Raw genomic sequence first — 16,237 nt, forward strand, 5'->3', positions numbered from 1 at the left:
GGCCGTGAAAATCCGTCTTACCGAGTCGGCACGAGACGCGCACACGAAAAAGCCGGCAACCCGCGTGCGGGTTGCCGGCTTCATGGCGCTGTGACGGAATTACACCGCCGCGGGCGTCTCATCCGCGATCGTGGTGTCCGCCGGGAGCGTGTCCATGAACGAGCTCACCGAGAAGACCGCGTTACCGGCGCCGGGCGGGCCGTAGCCGGGCGGCGGCAGGATGCCGTTCGCGTCCATCGTCGCGCGGTACCGGTCGAGCAGCCGGATGTGGTACTCCAGCGGCGCGCCCTCCGGGTTCATCTTGCCCAGCGGCGTGGTCGGCTCCGGGCACCAGGTGGTGAAGCGCGGCAGGATGCCCCGGGACATGAAGTACTGCAGGCCCTCGCCGGTCGAGTCGATCGCCTGCTCCACGTCCCGGAAACCGCCGGGCGCGGCCATCTCGATGCCGGCCACGAAGTTCGGAATCACGTTCCGCGGGCCGAAGATCTCGGCCGAGTCGAGGATCCGGCGGTGCCATTCCTCGCGGCCCACATAGCGCTCCTTGCCCGGGCAGTAGAGCTCGAACAACCGCTTGTCCCACACCTCGTAATTGGGGTGGTAAATGCGCACGCCGTAGTCGTAGAAACGCTGCACGTCCGCCTTGGGCAGGGCCTGCGCCACCACCTTGCCGATCCAGCGGCCGGGGAAACGCTCCTCGATGGCCTTCGCGTACCGCCCGTAGAAGTCCGCCTCCGCCAGGCCGTCCACCTTGGACGTGACCGAGCCACCGGTCAGCGTGTACGCCTTGGACGCGCCGAGCGTGTCGTACTTGTCGATGATGTCGAGCGCTTCCAGCACCTCCTGCACCGGCTTCACACCGGTGTACGGACGGCCGGCCGCCTTGTGCTGACGCCAGTTGTGGTTGATGTCGCAGTACTGGCATTCTTCCTTGGCGCCGAAATACTGGCAGACCCGGAAAACGGTCAGGTAGATCAGGTAACCCCACTGAATGGTGGGCGCCACCTCCATCACCGACTTGCCGTTCCGCAGCGTGTGCCGGTAATAGTCCGGCATCGGCGGCAGGCCCACGTCGGAGATCGCGCGGCCGTCCAGGAACAGCTTCGCGCGCCCCTCCTCGTCCGCCGCGATCTTGTACGGCGACGCCGGGTTGACGCGGACCGACACCACGGTGCGGCGCAGGTCGTACGGCCCGCCGGTCAGGATGATCTCCTCCGGCGGCCGGCGCAGCGCGGCCTCGCCCAGCTCCGGCAGCGTGCGGTGGTCGAACGAGAAGATGAAGTACGACTTCGGCTTGACCTCGCCCTCGTCGCCGTCGGTGAGCATCGAACCGTCGAAGGCGACACCGCCGCGGAGCAGGTCCTCCTTGATGACGGCCTCTTTCGGGATGTGCGGGAACCTTGCCATCAGGTCCTCGATGACGTCGGTACGCCTATCCATCCGCGATCTCCGTCCTGCAAGTGGGTCGAGCCTCGACTCCAAGTCTGTACCTCATCACTTGTACTCGGCGAACCGGCCGGGGGCACTTACCGCTGTGCCGCCTGTCACGGCCGCCGTCGCGCAGCTCACGTCCGGTCCGCGGCGACCTCCCCGGCGGCCGGTCAACGGCCTCCCGGCAGCCCTCCGGCCGCGGGTGCGGCGGCAGCCTCCGGCCACGGCCACGGCCACGGGTGCGGCCCGCGGGCGCCGATGCGGCCCACGGGTGCCGGCTTCGGTGGTGGGCTCACGGCGTGGGCAGCAGGTCGATCGCCGCCTGCCGGGACCGCGCCCGCCCGCGCGCCGCCGCCGCCGCGAACCCGGCCGCGCCCAGCTCCGCGGTCAGCTCGTCGGTCAGCACCGCGAGCTCCAGGCTCAGCCGGTCCGGGCCGCCCCGGATCGCCTCGGCCGCTCCGAGCAGCTCCGCCGCCTCGGCCGGGCGGCCCTCCGCCCGGCGCACGAACGCGAGCGCCACCCCGGCCCGGGCCAGCACCGGGACGTCCGCGGTGCGCAGCGCGACCGCCACCGCACCCGGAATCAGCGCCGCGGCCGACACCGGGTCACCGCGCTGCGCCGCGATCACCGCCAGCCCGCAGTCGATCAGCACGTCGACCTGCGGCGGCGCGGTCCGGGCCGCCGCGATCAGCGCACGGGACCGCAGCAGCTGCGACTCGGCCCGGTCCAGGTCGCCGAGCGCGGCGAACGCGACGCCGAACGTCACGTTCGCGAACGATTGCGCCCGCAGCGAGCCGGACAGGTCACACTCGGTCAGCACCGCCTCGAACTCGGCCCGCGCGTGCTCCGGACCGCCCTGCCGCGCCGCGATCAGCGCACGCCAGATGCGCTGGTGCGCCACGTCGTCGGTCACGTTCAGCATGCGCAGCAGCGTGATCGACTCGTCCAGCACGGCCAGCGCCGCGTCGAACTCGCCCGCGACCGACAGCGCCTCGGACAGCTCGGTCAGCGAGACCGCCAACCCCATCCGTTCGCCCAGGTCACGGAAGATCCCGGCCGCGGTCTCCAGCTCGTGGCGGCGGCCGGCCGGGTCACCGTCGTTCTCCCGCACGTGCGACCGGATCAGGTGCATCATGGCGCGCAGCCACGGGTCCGGCCCGGCCAGGTGCCGCTCGATCACGGCCAGCGCGGCCGGCACGTCCTCCGCGAAGATCGGCAGGCCCGCCTCGATCAGCGCGAGGAACGGATGCCGCCGGTCGTCGTCGCCGAGCGCGTCCAGCAGCGCGCGGATCTCGGCCGGCCCGGCCTCCCGATCGGCCTCGGTGAACCGCGGCATCAGGCGACCGACCAGCACGATCACGCGCGCCCCGGCCGGCGCCGGGCCGGGCATCGCGCTCGCGAGCTGACACCACTCCAGCGCCTCGTCCTGCTTACCGGTGATGATCCAGTACATGCCGAGCGCCGCGGTCAGCCGTACCGCGGTGTCCGTGTCGCCGGTGTCCGCCGCGAACCGCAGCGCCGTGATCAGGTCGTCGTGCGCGCCGTCCAGCCTCGCCAGCCAGTCCAGCTGCTCGGCGCGGCGCAGGTGCGGCTCCGCCTCCTCGGCCAGCGCCAGGAAGTGCCGCGCGTGCGCGACCCGCGTCGCACGCGTCCCGCCGGCCGCGTCCAGGCGCTCCGCCGCGTACGCCGCGATGGTGTCCAGCATGCGATAGCGTGGCTCGGCCGCGTCCGCCGCGGACGCGGTCTGCACCAGCGAGCGGTCGACCAGCGACAGCAGCACGTCACCCGGCACGTCGCAGACCGCCTCCGCGTCCGCCAGCGTGAACGCGCCGGGGAACACGGCCAGCCGCGCCGCGAGCAGCGCCTCGGTCCCGTCCAGCAGGTCCCAGCTCCAGGAGACCACCGCGCGCAGCGTGCGGTGCCGGGGCAGCGCGGTGCGGCTGCCGCCGGTCAGCAGCGCGAACCGGTCGTCCAGCCGCCGCACGACCTCCTGGATCGGCAGCGCACGCAGCCGCGCCGCGGCCAGCTCGATGGCCAGCGGCATCCCGTCCAGCCGGCGGCAGACCTCGACCACCGGGCCCACGGTCGTCGCGTCCACCACGAAGTCCGGCCGGACCGCGACCGCCCGGTCCCGGAACAGCCGCACCGACGCCCAGCCGAGCGCCTCCGCCGCACCGGCCCCGGAAACCGGAAGATCCAGCGGGGGTACGGGACAGAGCGCCTCGCCCGCGATCCCGAGGCGCTCCCGGCTGGTCGCGATGATCCGCAGTCGCGGGCAGCTACCGAGCAGCTCGTCCGCCAGCCGGGCCGCGCCCGCCACCACGTGCTCGCAGTTGTCCAGCACCAGCACCGCGTCGTGCGGCGCCAGCAGCTCCACCAGCCGGTCGATCGTGCCGCCGGGCGCCCGCGCCGCGCCGAACGAGGCCACCCGCAGCTTCTGCAACGCGCCCAGCGCCGCCTGCGCCACGTCCCCGTCCGCGGCCACCGGCGCCAGTTCCACCAGCCACACACCGCCGCGCGGCCCACCCTCGTCCGCCCCACGACCGCGCGCACCGAGGTGCGCGGCATCATGCGCCCGGTCCGCGGCCATCCGGCCGTGATCGCGCACCGCGCCCGCGCCGCCCCGATCACCCTCGCGCTCCGCGCCCACGGCCACCAGGCCGTCATCGCGCGCCAAACCCGCGGTCGCCGCGTGCCCGTCACGCGCCACGCCCACAGCCGCGCCGTGGCCGCCACGCGCCACGCCCACAGCCGCGCCGTGGCCGCCACGCGCCACGCCCACAGCCGCGCCGTGGTCGTCGTGCCTCACACCTGCGCGCGGCCCGTGGCCGTCGCGGGTCGGCCGGTCGCGGTCTTCGGGCGGCCGATCGTGGGCCGCCGGCAGCCGGCCGCCGTGCGGTGCCGGACGGTCACCGGTTCCGGTCGGGCCGCCGGTGCGGGTGGTGGGCGTCGTCGGTGGCCGGCCGGAGCGGCGGCCGGCGTGGATCTCGTGGGCGACCGTGGTCGCCAGGCGGGTCTTGCCGGCGCCGCCGGGGCCGACCAGCGTCACCAGGCGCCCCTCGGTCAGCTGCTTGATGAGGAGGGCGCGTTCCGCCTCCCGGCCCACGAAGCTGGTGATCGGCGCGCGCAGGTTCGTCCCGGCGACCGGGGCGGACATCGGCTCCGGCCGGTGACGCAGCGCCGCCAGGTGCACCGCCTGCACCTCCGGCGACGGGTCCACGCCGAGCGTGCCGGCGAGCCGTTCGCGCAGCTCCGCGTAGACGGTCAGCGCCTCCGCGACCCGGCCGTCCGCGATCAGCGCGCGCATGCGCAGCGCGGCGATCCGTTCCCGCAGCGGATGTGCGGCCTCCAGCTCGCTCAGCTCCGCGATCAGCTCGGCCGGCACCCCGGCGTCCCCGCCGGCGGTCAGCACCGCCTCGGCCCGGTCCTCCGCGGCGGCGAGTCGCAGCTCCTCCAGCCGGGCCGCCGCGCCCTGCGCATAGGGCGCGTCCGCCGCGTCGGCGAGCGCGGCACCGCGCCACAGCCGCAACGCGTCCCGCAGCACCGCACCGGCCTCGGCCGCGCGGCCCGCGCGGAGCTCGCGCCGGCCCTCCGCGGCCAGCCGCTCGAACCGCACCGCGTCCACCGCGTCGGCCGGCAGTTCCAGCACGTATCCGGCCGGCGTCGAGCGCAGCACCCCGCCGTCCGGCAGCGCCCGCCGCAGCCGCGACACCAGCTGCTGCACCGCACCGACCGGGTCTCCCGGCGTGTCCCCCGCCCACAGCGCGTCCGCCAGCGTCCCGACGGACACCGCCCGGCCCGGCTCCAGCGCCAGCCTGATCAGCAGCGCGCGCAACCGCCCGCCGGCCACCTCGACGGCCGCCCCGTCGGCAGCCACCTCCAGCGACCCCAGAATCCCCACCCGCACCAGGCCACTGTCTCACTCACGCACCCGCCCCGACTCCCCCGCCGGGCGCAGACCCCCGTCATCCCACGGACGTAGCCGGTGGTGCGCCCGCGCATCCACCGGGCAGTCCCCGGACACCACCCGCCGGGATCCGCCCGGTCCGCGACCGGGACCAGAAGCGGAAGCGAACCGGAACCGGCGCCGTGCCGGTGCCGAGGCCGAGGCCGGCACGGGTTGCCCCGCCGCGCCACGCCACGCCACGCCACGAGACCGCTATCCGGAAGCTGAGTCCGGCACGGATGCCGAGGCCGGCACGGATGCCGGCAAGGAGCCGACGGCCGAGGCCGAGCCTGTGCCGGTCGGCACAGCACGGTCATCGGAAGCGCTGATTGTCGACGCGGCGACCGGCCGTGTTCGTTCTCGGCGGCGTGGCCGTCCGGGGTCGTCGGATGCCCACGGAACTCAGGGACGCCACAGCGGAACCACGCCAAAAGCGCGAAACACGCCGAAGCGGGAAACAGGCGTCGAGGTCCTGTTTCCCGCTTCGCGGTGAGTGCTGCCCCGCAAGCCCGCGCCAGCCGGCGCGGGCCAACCGGCGCGGGCCAACCGGCGCGGGCCAACCGGCGCGGGCCGGTGGGGGCGAGGTGGTGATGGCGGGGTGTCAGGTGCGGCGGCGGTAGGCGCGGACCGCGAGGGGGGCGAAGACGATCAGGATGCCGAGGGACCAGGCCAGGGTCGTGAGGACCGGGGCGGTGGCGTCGGGGGTGCCGAGCATCAGCGCGCGGACGGCCTCCATCACGTGGGTGGCGGGGTTGACCTTGACCCAGGCCTGGAGCCAGCCGGGGAGCGTGTCGGTGGGGACCATCATGTTGGTGCCGAAGGTCAGCGGGAACATGACCAGGAAGCCGAGGCCCTGGACCGCGCCGGGGGACCGGACGATCATGCCGATCAGCACCGAGACCCAGCTCAGGCAGAAGCCGAAGATCATGGTGACGAGCGCGGCCGCGAGCAGTTGGAGCGGGTCGGTGCCGATCCGGAAGCCGATCGCGTAGCCGAACGTCAGCAGCACCACGATCGCGACCACGAAGCGGATCAGGTCGCCGAGCACGGAACCGACCAGCGGCGCGGACCGGGCGATCGGCAGGCTGCGGAAGCGGTCGAACACGCCCTTCTCGATGTCGGTGTTGAGGTTCGTGCCGGTCACCGTGGACGCGAACATGATCGTCTGCACCATGATCGCCGGCAGCAGGAACTGCAGGTAGTCGTGGGTCGAGCCGGCGACCGCACCGCCCAGCAGGTAGACGAAGATGACCACGAACAGGATCGGCTGGAGCGTCACGTCCAGCAGTTGCTCCGGCGTGCGCAGCGTCTTCAGCAGGCTTCGCCTCGCCAGCTGCAGACTGTGCCGGACCAGGCCGAACGGGCGCGGCTGCGGGCGCACCGGGACCGCGGGCGCGCTGACCATCGTCGACGTGCTCATGCCGCCACCTCCGCGACCTCGTGCCGGCCGGTCAGGCTGAAGAAGACCTCGTCCAGGCTGGGCAGGCGCAGCGCCAGCTCCAGCACCGGGATGCCGGCGGCCGCCAGTTGCCGGACCACGTGGCCGAGCGCGGCGTCGCCGTCGACCGGCACGGTGAGCACGCCGCGGCTGGGCGATTCCGGGGTCACGCCCGCGATGCCGTGCAGGATGTCGGCGACCGCGGGCACGTGCTCCGGGTCGAGCGGCCGGACCACCACGGTCTGGCCGCCGACGATGTGCTTGAGCTGCGCGGGCGTACCGTGCGCGATCACCCGGCCGTGGTCGATCACGGAGATCTCGTCCGCGAGCGCGTCCGCCTCCTCCAGGTACTGCGTGGTGAGCAGCACGGTGACGCCCTCGGTGACCAGGCGGCGGACCATCGCCCAGACGTCGTCGCGCTTGGCCGGGTCGAGACCGGTGGTCGGCTCGTCCAGGTAGATAACGTCCGGCCGGCCGACCAGGCTCGCGGCCAGGTCGAGGCGGCGTCGCATGCCGCCGGAGTACGTCTTGACCGGCCGGCCCCCGGCGTCGGTCAGGTCGAACTGGGCCAGCAGCTCGACCGCGCGGGCCCGGCCCTCCGCGCCCCGGTGGTCCAGCAGCGCCGCGATCAGCTGCAGGTTCTGCATGCCGGTCAGGTCCTCGTCGACGGACGCGTACTGGCCGGTGAGCCCGATCAGGCGCCGCACCCGCTCCGCGTCCTTGACCACGTCGAACCCGCCGACCGTGGCGCGCCCGCCGTCCGGGCGCAGCAGCGTGGCCAGGATCCGGACCGCGGTGGTCTTGCCGGCACCGTTCGGCCCGAGCACGCCGAGCACGGTGCCCGGCCTGCCGATCAGGTCCACGCCGTCCAGCGCGGTCGTCTTCCCGTAGCGTTTCACCAGGCCCTCGGCCTGGAATGCGGCGGTCATGGGCTCCCCCTCGTTCGTCTTCCGGTTGTTGCCTCGAGAAGACTGCGGGGTGCCGCTGACAGCGTGGGCACAGATCGCTGACACGGCCCGGACGGCGCGTGTCAGGCCGCCGCCCGCGCCGGGCGCGGGCGGCGGTGGAGGTCAGGTCTGCGTGGGGAAGCCCAGGTTCAGGCCGCCGTGCGACGGGTCGAGCCAGCGGCTGGTGACGACCTTGCCGCGGGTGAAGAAGTGCACGCCCTCCAGCCCGTGCGCGTGCGTGTCACCGAAGAGCGAGGCCTTCCAGCCGCCGAACGAGTAGTACGCCATCGGCACCGGGATCGGCACGTTGACGCCGACCATGCCGACCTCGACCTCGTGCTGGAAGCGCCGGGCCGCGCCGCCGTCGTTCGTGAAGATCGCGGTGCCGTTGCCGTACGGCGAGTCGTTGACCAGCCGCAGCGCCTCGTCGTAGGACGCGGCCCGGACCACGGACAGCACCGGGCCGAAGATCTCGTCGGTGTAGATCGACATGTCCGGTGTGACGTGGTCGAAGAGGGTCGGGCCGAGCCAGAACCCGCCGGCCTCGCCGTCGACGGCCGGGTCTCGCCCGTCCACCACCGCGGTCGCGCCGGCCTCGACGCCGGCGGCGACGTAGGACGCGACCCGGTCCCGGTGCGCGCCGGTGACCAGCGGACCCATGTCGCAGCCACGCCGGCCGTCGCCGGTCCGGATCGTCGCCATCCGGCTGGCGATCCGGTCCACGAGCGTGTCGCCGATCGGGTCGACGGCCACCACCACGGAGATCGCCATGCAGCGCTCGCCGGCGGACCCGAAGCCGGCGTTCACGGCGGCGTCCGCGGCCAGGTCCAGGTCCGCGTCGGGGAGTACGACCATGTGGTTCTTCGCGCCGCCGAGCGCCTGCACCCGCTTGCCGTTCGCGGTGCCGCGCTCGTACACGTACCGTGCGACGGGGGTTGATCCGACGAACGAGACGGCCTTGACCGTGGGGTGGTCGAGCAGCGCGTCGACCGCCTCCTTGTCGCCGTGCACCACGTTGAACACGCCCTCGGGCAGGCCGGCCTCGGCGAACCACTCGGCCATCAGCACGGCCGCGCCCGGGTCCTTCTCGGACGGCTTGAGCACGACCGCGTTGCCGGCCGCGATCGCGATCGGCACGAACCACAGCGGCACCATCGCCGGGAAGTTGAACGGCGAGATGACCGCGACCACGCCGAGCGGCTGACGGATCGAGTACGAGTCGACGCCGGTGGAGACGTTCTCGCTGAAGCCGGCGCGGAGCAGCGTGGGGATGCCGCACGCGTACTCGACCACCTCGAGGCCGCGCTGCACCTCACCGGCCGCGTCGGAGAGCACCTTGCCGTGCTGCGCGGTGACCACCGCGGCCAGCTCGTCCCGGCGCGCGTTCATGATCTCCCGGAACGCGAACAGCACGGCGGTACGCTTCGCCAGCGACGCGTCCTTCCAGCTCGCCACGGCGGCGGCCGCCACGTCCACGGCCTGGCCGACGTCGGCGGTGGAGGCGAGGCGGACCCGGTCGGCGACCGCGCCGGTCGCCGGGTCGAAGACCTCACCGGTGCGGGTGGAGCCGCCGTCCCAGTGCTTGCCGCCCACGAAATGCGTGATCATCGAACTACCGCCTCTGCGTCGACCGTCGCGATCGCGTTGACCAGGATGTCGAGTCCTTCGCGGGCCTCGTCCTCGGTGAGCGTGAGCGGCGGGCCCATCCGGAGCACGTTGTTGTAGAGGCCACCCTTGCCGACCAGCAGGCCGTTGCGGCGGCACTCGTCGAAGACCCGGACGGTGGCCGGCGCGTCCGGTTCCGTGGTGCCGGGGCGGACGAACTCCAGGCCGATCATCAGCCCGCGCCCGCGGACGTCGGCCAGGATCCCGAACCGGGGCCGGGCGGCGCGCAGCCCGTCGAGCAGGATCGCGCCGGTCCGGGCCGCGTTGGCCTGCAGGTCGTGGTCGAGCACGTAGTCCAGGACCGCGTTGCCGGCGGCCGCGGAGATCGGGTTGCCGCCGAACGTGGAGAAGCTGACCGCCGGCACCGCGTTGATCACCTCGGCGCGGCCGACCACGCCGGCCAGCGCGAACCCGTTGCCGATGCCCTTGGCGAAGGTGAGCAGGTCGGGCACCACGCCGTGTGCCTGGTAACCCCAGAAGTGCTCGCCGGTGCGGCCCCAGCCGGTCTGCACCTCGTCGGAGATGAGCAGGATGCCGGACTCGTCCAGCACCTTCTTCAGCGCGCCGAGCGTGCCGTCCGGCGCGTGCACGAAGCCGCCGACGCCCTGGATCGGCTCCGCGATCAGCGCGGCCACGTCGCCGGCGGTCTGGGTGGCGAGCACCTCGCGGAGGTCCTCGACCGCCGCGTCAATATGATCCGAATCGGACAGCTTGGCCAGCAGGCCGCGTACCCGATCGCCGGAGTGCAGCCAGGAGACGGTGAGCGGGTTGAGCGAGCTGGCCGACCAGCCGCGGTGCCCGGTGACGCCCATGGTGGCGAGCGTGCGCCCGTGATAGCTGTTCCGGATCGCCAGGATCTGGTTGGAGCGGCGCACGTTCGTGGCCATCAGCAGCGCGGCCTCGTTCGCCTCCGAGCCGGAGTTGGTGAAGAACACGCGCGCGTCCGGGATGCCGGAGACACGGGCGATCCGCTCGGCCAGCTCGACCTGCTGCCGGATCAGGTACAGCGTCGAGGTGTGCACGACGCCGGTGGCCAGTTGCCGCTCCACCGCCTCGCGGATCTCCGGGACGTCGTACCCGATCATGTTGGTCAGCACGCCACCGAAGAAGTCCAGGTAGCTGCGGCCGCGATGGTCCACGACCCGCCGGCCGGAGCCGGAGACGATCTCGATCGGGTCGTCCGGGTAGTAGATCGGCATCCACGACGGCAGCACCGCGCGATGGCGGGCCAGCAGGTCATCACCCATGACCGCACGCTGCCACCCGCACCCGGTCGACGGCAACTGCCATCCTGTCGCCCAGCGCGGTCGGCCACCTGACACATCGTCAAGGGATCACCATCGGACAGATGAGCATGCCACGGTACGGGGTGCGGGTGCACGCACCGGGCAGCGGAGGCGTCGCACAGCCGGGGCGGTTACCGTTACGCCATGTCAGAAGTGGTGTACCCGCCCGTCATCGCAGCGTCGAAGCTGATGTTCAAGGTTCTGGACCTCAAGATCCGGGTCGAGGGCGCGGAGAACGTGCCCCGCGAGGGTGGCGCGGTGCTGGCCAGCAACCACATCGGCTACCTCGACTTCATCTTCGCCGGGTTCGGCGCGCACCCGGCCAAGCGCATGGTCCGCTTCATGGCCAAGCAGGAGGTCTTCAAGCACCGGATCTCCGGTCCGCTGATGCGGGGCATGAAGCACATCCCGGTCGACCGCGACTCGGGCGTGCAGTCGTTCCGGGACGCGCTGACCGCGCTGAAGAGCGGCGAGGTGGTCGGTATCTTCCCGGAGGCGACGATCAGCCGCTCGTTCACCGTCAAGGAGGTCAAGTCGGGTGCCACCCGGCTGGCCATGTCCGCCGGCGTGCCGCTGATCCCGGTCGGGCTCTGGGGCACGCACCGGCTGTGGACCAAGGGCCGGCCGCGCACGCTCACCCGCCGGCACACGCCCATCACGATCCTGGTCGGCGAGCCGATGGAGGTGAGCCGCAAGGACGACGTGAACGTCGCCACCGCGGAGCTGCGCCGCCGGATGACCGCGCTCGTCGAGAAGGCGCAGCGGGAGTACCCGGACGAGCCGAAGGACGACGCGGACCGCTGGTGGCTGCCGGCGTACCTGGGCGGCACCGCGCCGCAGCCGGAGATTGCACCCGCCAGCTGATCTTCCGCGAGGCATCGGTCCTGGTTACCGGCCGGTTTTCCGGCTTTCCGGGTGGTGTCGAAGCCGCGAACCTACGGTACCGTAACCGTAGGTTCGCCATTCCCTCTGGAGGTCCTGTGACCGTCGACGAAGCCACCACGCGAGCGCTGCTGCTCGATCTCGAGCCCGTGGTGGAGACCAACCTCAACCGGCACATCGGGCTGGCCAAGGAGTGGTTCCCGCACGAGTACGTCCCGTGGTCCGACGGCACGAACTTCGACGGCCCGCTCGGTGGCGAGGCCTGGTCGCCGGAGCAGTCCAAGCTCTCCGACGTGGCCCGCACCTCGCTGATCGTCAACCTGCTCACCGAGGACAACCTGCCCAGCTACCACCACGCGATCGCGTCCATGTTCGGCCGCGACCGGGCCTGGGGTGACTGGGTGCACCGGTGGACCGCGGAGGAGGGCCGGCACGGCATCGCGATCCGCGACTACCTGCTGACCACGCGCGCGGTCGACCCGATCGAGCTGGAGCGGCTGCGCATGACGCACATGTCGGTCGGCTTCGAGAACGAGCACGACCAGAGCATCCTGCACTCGATCGCGTACGTGTCGTTCCAGGAGCTGGCCACCCGCGTCTCGCACCGCAACACCGGCAAGTTCTCCGGCGACCCGATCTGCGACGCGATGCTCGCCCGGATCGCCACCGACGAGAACCTGCACATGGTCTTCTACCGCAACCTCCTCGAGGCGTCGCTGGCGCTCTCCCCGAACCTGGCGATGCGCGCGATCACCGACGTGGTCAGCTCGTTCCAGATGCCCGGCCACACGATCGAGAACTTCTCCCGCAAGTCCGTGCAGATCGCCATGGCCGGCATCTACGACCTGCGCATCCACCACGACGAGGTGCTGATGCCGGTGCTCCGCAAGCTGCGGGTGCTGGAGACGCCGGGCCTCACCGACGACGGCGCCAAGGCCCGCGACGAGCTCGCCGACTTCCTGGAGAACCTGGACAAGCAGGCCACCCGCTTCACCGAGCGCCGCGACGCCAACCGCGCCCGCCAGGCCGCCCGCAAGGGCTGACCGCTCCGCCGCGACCGAGGCGTCCCGCGGGTCGTTCCGGCGACCCGGGCGACGCCTCGATCCGGCGCGGGAACGTGCGGTGGGTGGCTGCGCCGCGCGGCCGGCGCGGGCCGGGGCTACCATTGCGGCCGGTCGGGCGGCGGCCGCAGACACGGCGAAAGGCAAGATCGGTGGCGTTGAGCGCGGATGAGATCCGGGGCCGGGACCTCTTCACGGCCGAGGGTTACCACCTCGATCCGCGGACCGGCACCGTCGAGCTGCGCTACGCGCTGACCGGGCCGGGCGTCGCACCGCTGCGGTTCACCGAGACCGTCACGCTGCCGGTGCCGGAGACCGCGCCGGGCGAGGACGCGCTGCGCCGCACCCACCGCGTGCTGGAGCTGCTGCTGATCGCGGCGGGCGTCTCCTACTACAAGGTGGCGGCGCCGGCGCGGATCGCGCTGCCGCACCGGCTCGGGGCGGCGGCCCGGGCGTTCGCGACCGCGGTCTACACCAAGGGGATGGGCGAGTTCGCCTACCGCAACGAGCTGCCGCACGTGCTGACCGTGGCGCTCACCCCGCCGGACGGCGAGCCCGCATCCGTACCCTCGCATGCTCTTGATCTGGATCTGCGGCCGTTGTCCGCCGTGGGCGGCGGCAAGGACTCGATCGTCACGCTGGAGGCGCTCCGGGACGCCGGCCGGGACCCGGTGCCGTTCTCGGTCAACCCGAACGGTGTGATCAGGGCGGTCAACGAGGCGTCCGGGCTGGCGGCGCTGGCGGCCCGCCGGAAGATCGATCCGCTGCTGTTCGAGGTGAACCAGGCGGGTGCGCTCAACGGGCACGTGCCGGTCACGGCCGTGAACTCGCTGATCGCGGTGGCCACGGCCGCGTTCAACGGGCTCGGGCCGGTGGTGATGTCGAACGAGCGGTCCGCCTCCGACCCAAACCTGGTCTGGCACGGCGTGGAGATCAACCACCAGTGGTCCAAGGGCGTGGAGGCCGAGGGGCTGCTGCGGGACGCGCTGGCCGAGCACGCCGGGCTGACGAACGCGTACTTCTCGCTGCTGCGGCGGCTCTCCGAGCTGCACATCGCCCGGCTGTACGCGGCGACCGACCGCTACGACGACGTGGTGACCAGCTGCAACCGGGCGTTCCTGCTGCACAACGCGACCGCGCGGTGGTGCGGCGACTGCCCGAAGTGCCGGTTCGTGTTCCTGGCGATGGCACCGTCGATGAACCGGGACCGGCTGCGCCGCATCTTCGGCACCGACCTGCTGGCCGACGAGGCGCAGATCCCGGGCTTCCTGGAGCTGCTCGGCGTGGACGCGCACAAGCCGTGGGAGTGCGTCGGCGAGGTCGAGGAGTGCGTGGTCGCGCTGGACCTGCTGCGCAAGAGCCCGGAGTGGCAGGACGAGCCGGTGGTGAAGGCGCTGGCGGACGCGGTGCCGGGCAGCGCGTGGCGGACCGCGTCGCACTCGGACGTCTTCACGCCGGGCGGGCCCGCGTTCGTGCCGGAGACCTACCCGCGGGTCGGCGAGCAGAGCCGCTCGAACGCGCCGGACAGCGCGGCGACCAGCGCGGGCGGCCCGTCCGCGTAGACGTCCCAGTCCGTCCAGTCGGCGGCGCCGGCCACCACGTGCGCCAGGCTGCCGCCGAGGAACCGGCCCTGCGGACCGGCCGCGACCACCACCTGCACCTGCGCGTCCAGGCACTCGGCCGCGATCGCGCGCAGCGGATCCAGGTCGTAGATCTCCGCGACCGTGCGCACGCCCACGAACAGGCGCACGGCGCGGCGCTGCCGCCGCCACGCGACCTCGGTCAGCAGCGCCTTCATGGTGGCGACGCCGGTGCCCTCCGCGATCAGCAGCAGGTCCCGGCCGGACGCGCGGTCGACCGGCAGGTGCTCCACGGCCGGATGCAGCCGGACCCGCTCCCCCGGCTCGGCCTCGCGCAGCAGCGCGGTGCCGGTGTAGTCGGTGGGGCGCGCCTCCACGTGCACCTCGATGGTGTGGTCCGGCGTGGGCGGGTTCCCGATCGGGTAGCTGCCGGTGGCACCGTCCGCCTCCAGCACCACGTGCTGCCCGGCCCGGTGCGGGTACGGCAGGTAGGTACGGATCCACAGGATGGACAGGTCGTCACGCCAGTCCTGCCGAGCCACCACGGTGCCGAGCCAGGTCAGCGGCGCGTACCCGGCGTCCTCCTCGCCCTGCTGCAGCCACTGCGCCGCCAGCTTCCAGGTGGACCGCCAGGCCACGTCGTGCTCCGGCCGCCAGGCACCGGCCATGCTGGCGCGCAGCGCGTCGAGCATGGCCATGCCGAACGCGTCGATGTGCGGCCGCTGCACGCCGAACTCGCGCAGCACCGGCCCGAGCTGCCCGCAGCCGGCCGCCAGCACCTGCGGGTTGTCCAGGTTGTCGACCAGCCAGCCGAGCGCGTCCCGGAGCTGCTGCTTGTGCACCTCGGCGCTGGGCGGGAAGAGCGGGCGCAGTTCCGGGCGGGCCGTGAACAGGTGATCGTCGAGCAGGTGCACGGCCTCGTCGACGGAGCCGATCAGCTGCAACGACTCGCGCAGCCGGGTCTGCAGCGCGTGCAGCGCGGACTCCTCGCCGGGCCGGAAGCCGTCGACCAGCACACCCCGTCCGGCGGCGGGCCGGTGCGGGCCCACCCGGATCGGCACGACCGCCTCCCACGCGGGCAGGCCCCCCGCGGGGGCATAGGGCAAAGATCCGGCACCGGGGGTACGGGGCGGGAGCGCGCCGTTCGCCGGGTAGGGGCAGGCGGGCGCGTTCGCGGGCGGGCCGGGGATGTAGGGGACGGGCACGGTGGTGCCGGGGATCGCGGGCGGCGTGGTGCCGGGGATGCCGGGCGGTGGTGGCGGAGGCGCGGCCGGCGGGCCCGGTGGGGTGGTGCCCGGGACCGTGCCGCCTGGAACGGCGCCGCCTGGAACGGCGCCTCCCGGGTGTGTGCCGCCCGGGGGCGTGGCCAGGCCCGGGCCGGTGGGGTGTGCGGGCCCTGCGGGGTGGGTGGGCTGCCCGGGGTATGCGGGCTGTCCGGGGTGGGCGGGCTGTCCGGGGTGGGCGGGCTGTCCGGGGTGGGCGGGCTGTCCGGGGTGGGCGGGAACCGGGTGGGCGGGCGGGCCCGGCTGTCCGCCCGCGCCGACCGGGCCGGGGACCGGCGGGAACGGCACGGCCGGGCCGGCCGGCAACGGACCGGACCCGGGTGGCCCGGCCGGGACCGGGCCGGCGGCCGGCGCGCCCGGCAACGGCGGGGCGCCGCCCGTGCCGGTTCCCCCGGTCGTGTACCGCCCCTGGGGTGCCGCGTTCCGCGGTGGTGCGGTGCCGCGCGGCAGGCCGGACAGCGCGGTCTGCTGCGTGCCCGCCTGCTGCGCCGCGGTCTGCTGCGCCGCCTGCTGGGCCGCGCCGCCGCCACCCATCGGCACCCAGGCCTGCGCGGCCGGCTGCGGTGGGGTGTGCGCGGCCGCCGCGGGCGGGCTGACATTACTGTGTGCGTTCGGCAGTTGCTCGACGACCTTGCCGACCCGGATCGCGTGCAGCAGCGCCTGCAGGTCCCGGTGTCCGGCTCCGCCAACGCTGGTCACCCTGTGCATTCTCCCGAAAGCG

Annotated in this window: 10 protein-coding genes; 3 read left to right on the forward strand and 7 right to left on the reverse strand. The window is 73.4% G+C overall.

What is annotated here, in order from left to right:
- Positions 1–99 precede the first annotated feature (99 nt).
- The 6 genes from J2S44_RS07595 to J2S44_RS07620 all read right to left on the reverse strand — a co-directional run bounded on the left by J2S44_RS07595 (position 100) and on the right by J2S44_RS07620 (position 10,671).
- Positions 100–1,437: a radical SAM protein gene (locus tag J2S44_RS07595; protein ID WP_310410187.1), complete on the reverse strand. Its 1,338-nt coding sequence runs from the start codon at positions 1,435–1,437 to the stop codon at positions 100–102.
- Between the two features lie 283 nt (positions 1,438–1,720).
- On the reverse strand, positions 1,721–5,329 hold the full coding sequence (locus J2S44_RS07600; RefSeq protein WP_310410189.1) for an AfsR/SARP family transcriptional regulator: 3,609 nt from the start codon (positions 5,327–5,329) through the stop codon (positions 1,721–1,723).
- A gap of 646 nt (positions 5,330–5,975) precedes the next feature.
- Complete coding sequence (locus J2S44_RS07605; RefSeq protein ID WP_310410191.1) at positions 5,976–6,794, reverse strand: ABC transporter permease; 819 nt, start codon at positions 6,792–6,794, stop codon at positions 5,976–5,978.
- Entirely contained in the window at positions 6,791–7,741 is a 951-nt protein-coding gene (locus tag J2S44_RS07610; RefSeq protein WP_310410194.1) for an ATP-binding cassette domain-containing protein, read from the reverse strand. Before J2S44_RS07610 ends, J2S44_RS07605 begins: the two co-directional genes overlap by 4 nt.
- 141 nt (positions 7,742–7,882) lie before the next feature.
- On the reverse strand, positions 7,883–9,367 hold the full coding sequence (locus J2S44_RS07615) for a CoA-acylating methylmalonate-semialdehyde dehydrogenase (RefSeq protein ID WP_310410196.1): 1,485 nt from the start codon (positions 9,365–9,367) through the stop codon (positions 7,883–7,885).
- Entirely contained in the window at positions 9,364–10,671 is a 1,308-nt protein-coding gene (locus J2S44_RS07620) for an aspartate aminotransferase family protein (RefSeq protein ID WP_310410197.1), read from the reverse strand. The genes J2S44_RS07615 and J2S44_RS07620 overlap by 4 nt, the downstream gene beginning before the upstream one ends.
- 183 nt (positions 10,672–10,854) lie before the next feature.
- Here J2S44_RS07620 and J2S44_RS07625 point away from each other — a divergent pair, with 183 nt between their 5' ends.
- The 3 genes from J2S44_RS07625 to J2S44_RS07635 all read left to right on the forward strand — a co-directional run bounded on the left by J2S44_RS07625 (position 10,855) and on the right by J2S44_RS07635 (position 14,215).
- Positions 10,855–11,574, forward strand: coding sequence for a lysophospholipid acyltransferase family protein (locus tag J2S44_RS07625; RefSeq protein ID WP_310410199.1), 720 nt, complete (start codon positions 10,855–10,857; stop codon positions 11,572–11,574).
- Positions 11,575–11,690: 116 nt separating this feature from the next.
- On the forward strand, positions 11,691–12,635 hold the full coding sequence (locus J2S44_RS07630; protein ID WP_310410200.1) for an acyl-ACP desaturase: 945 nt from the start codon (positions 11,691–11,693) through the stop codon (positions 12,633–12,635).
- A 176-nt stretch (positions 12,636–12,811) separates the two neighbouring features.
- On the forward strand, positions 12,812–14,215 hold the full coding sequence (locus tag J2S44_RS07635) for a MurL-like N-terminal domain-containing (RefSeq protein ID WP_374727810.1): 1,404 nt from the start codon (positions 12,812–12,814) through the stop codon (positions 14,213–14,215).
- On the opposite strand, the gene J2S44_RS07640 is transcribed toward J2S44_RS07635, so the two are convergent.
- Positions 14,137–16,215, reverse strand: a complete 2,079-nt coding sequence (locus J2S44_RS07640) for a globin domain-containing protein (protein ID WP_310410202.1) — start codon at positions 16,213–16,215, stop codon at positions 14,137–14,139. The genes J2S44_RS07635 and J2S44_RS07640 overlap by 79 nt on opposite strands.
- Between the last annotated feature and the right edge of the window lie 22 nt (positions 16,216–16,237).

Source organism: Catenuloplanes niger (assembly GCF_031458255.1).
Classification (GTDB): Bacteria; Actinomycetota; Actinomycetes; order Mycobacteriales; family Micromonosporaceae; genus Catenuloplanes; species Catenuloplanes niger.

Bases quoted from the DNA above. Each gene is read 5' to 3' on its own strand.
- J2S44_RS07595 (WP_310410187.1), bottom strand. From the start codon at position 1,437: ATGGATAGGCGTACCGACGTCATCGAGGACCTGATGGCAAGGTTCCCG.
- J2S44_RS07605 (WP_310410191.1), bottom strand. From the start codon at position 6,794: ATGAGCACGTCGACGATGGTCAGCGCGCCCGCGGTCCCGGTGCGCCCG.
- J2S44_RS07610 (WP_310410194.1), bottom strand. From the start codon at position 7,741: ATGACCGCCGCATTCCAGGCCGAGGGCCTGGTGAAACGCTACGGGAAG.
- J2S44_RS07615 (WP_310410196.1), bottom strand. From the start codon at position 9,367: ATGATCACGCATTTCGTGGGCGGCAAGCACTGGGACGGCGGCTCCACC.
- J2S44_RS07620 (WP_310410197.1), bottom strand. From the start codon at position 10,671: ATGGGTGATGACCTGCTGGCCCGCCATCGCGCGGTGCTGCCGTCGTGG.
- J2S44_RS07625 (WP_310410199.1), top strand. From the start codon at position 10,855: ATGTCAGAAGTGGTGTACCCGCCCGTCATCGCAGCGTCGAAGCTGATG.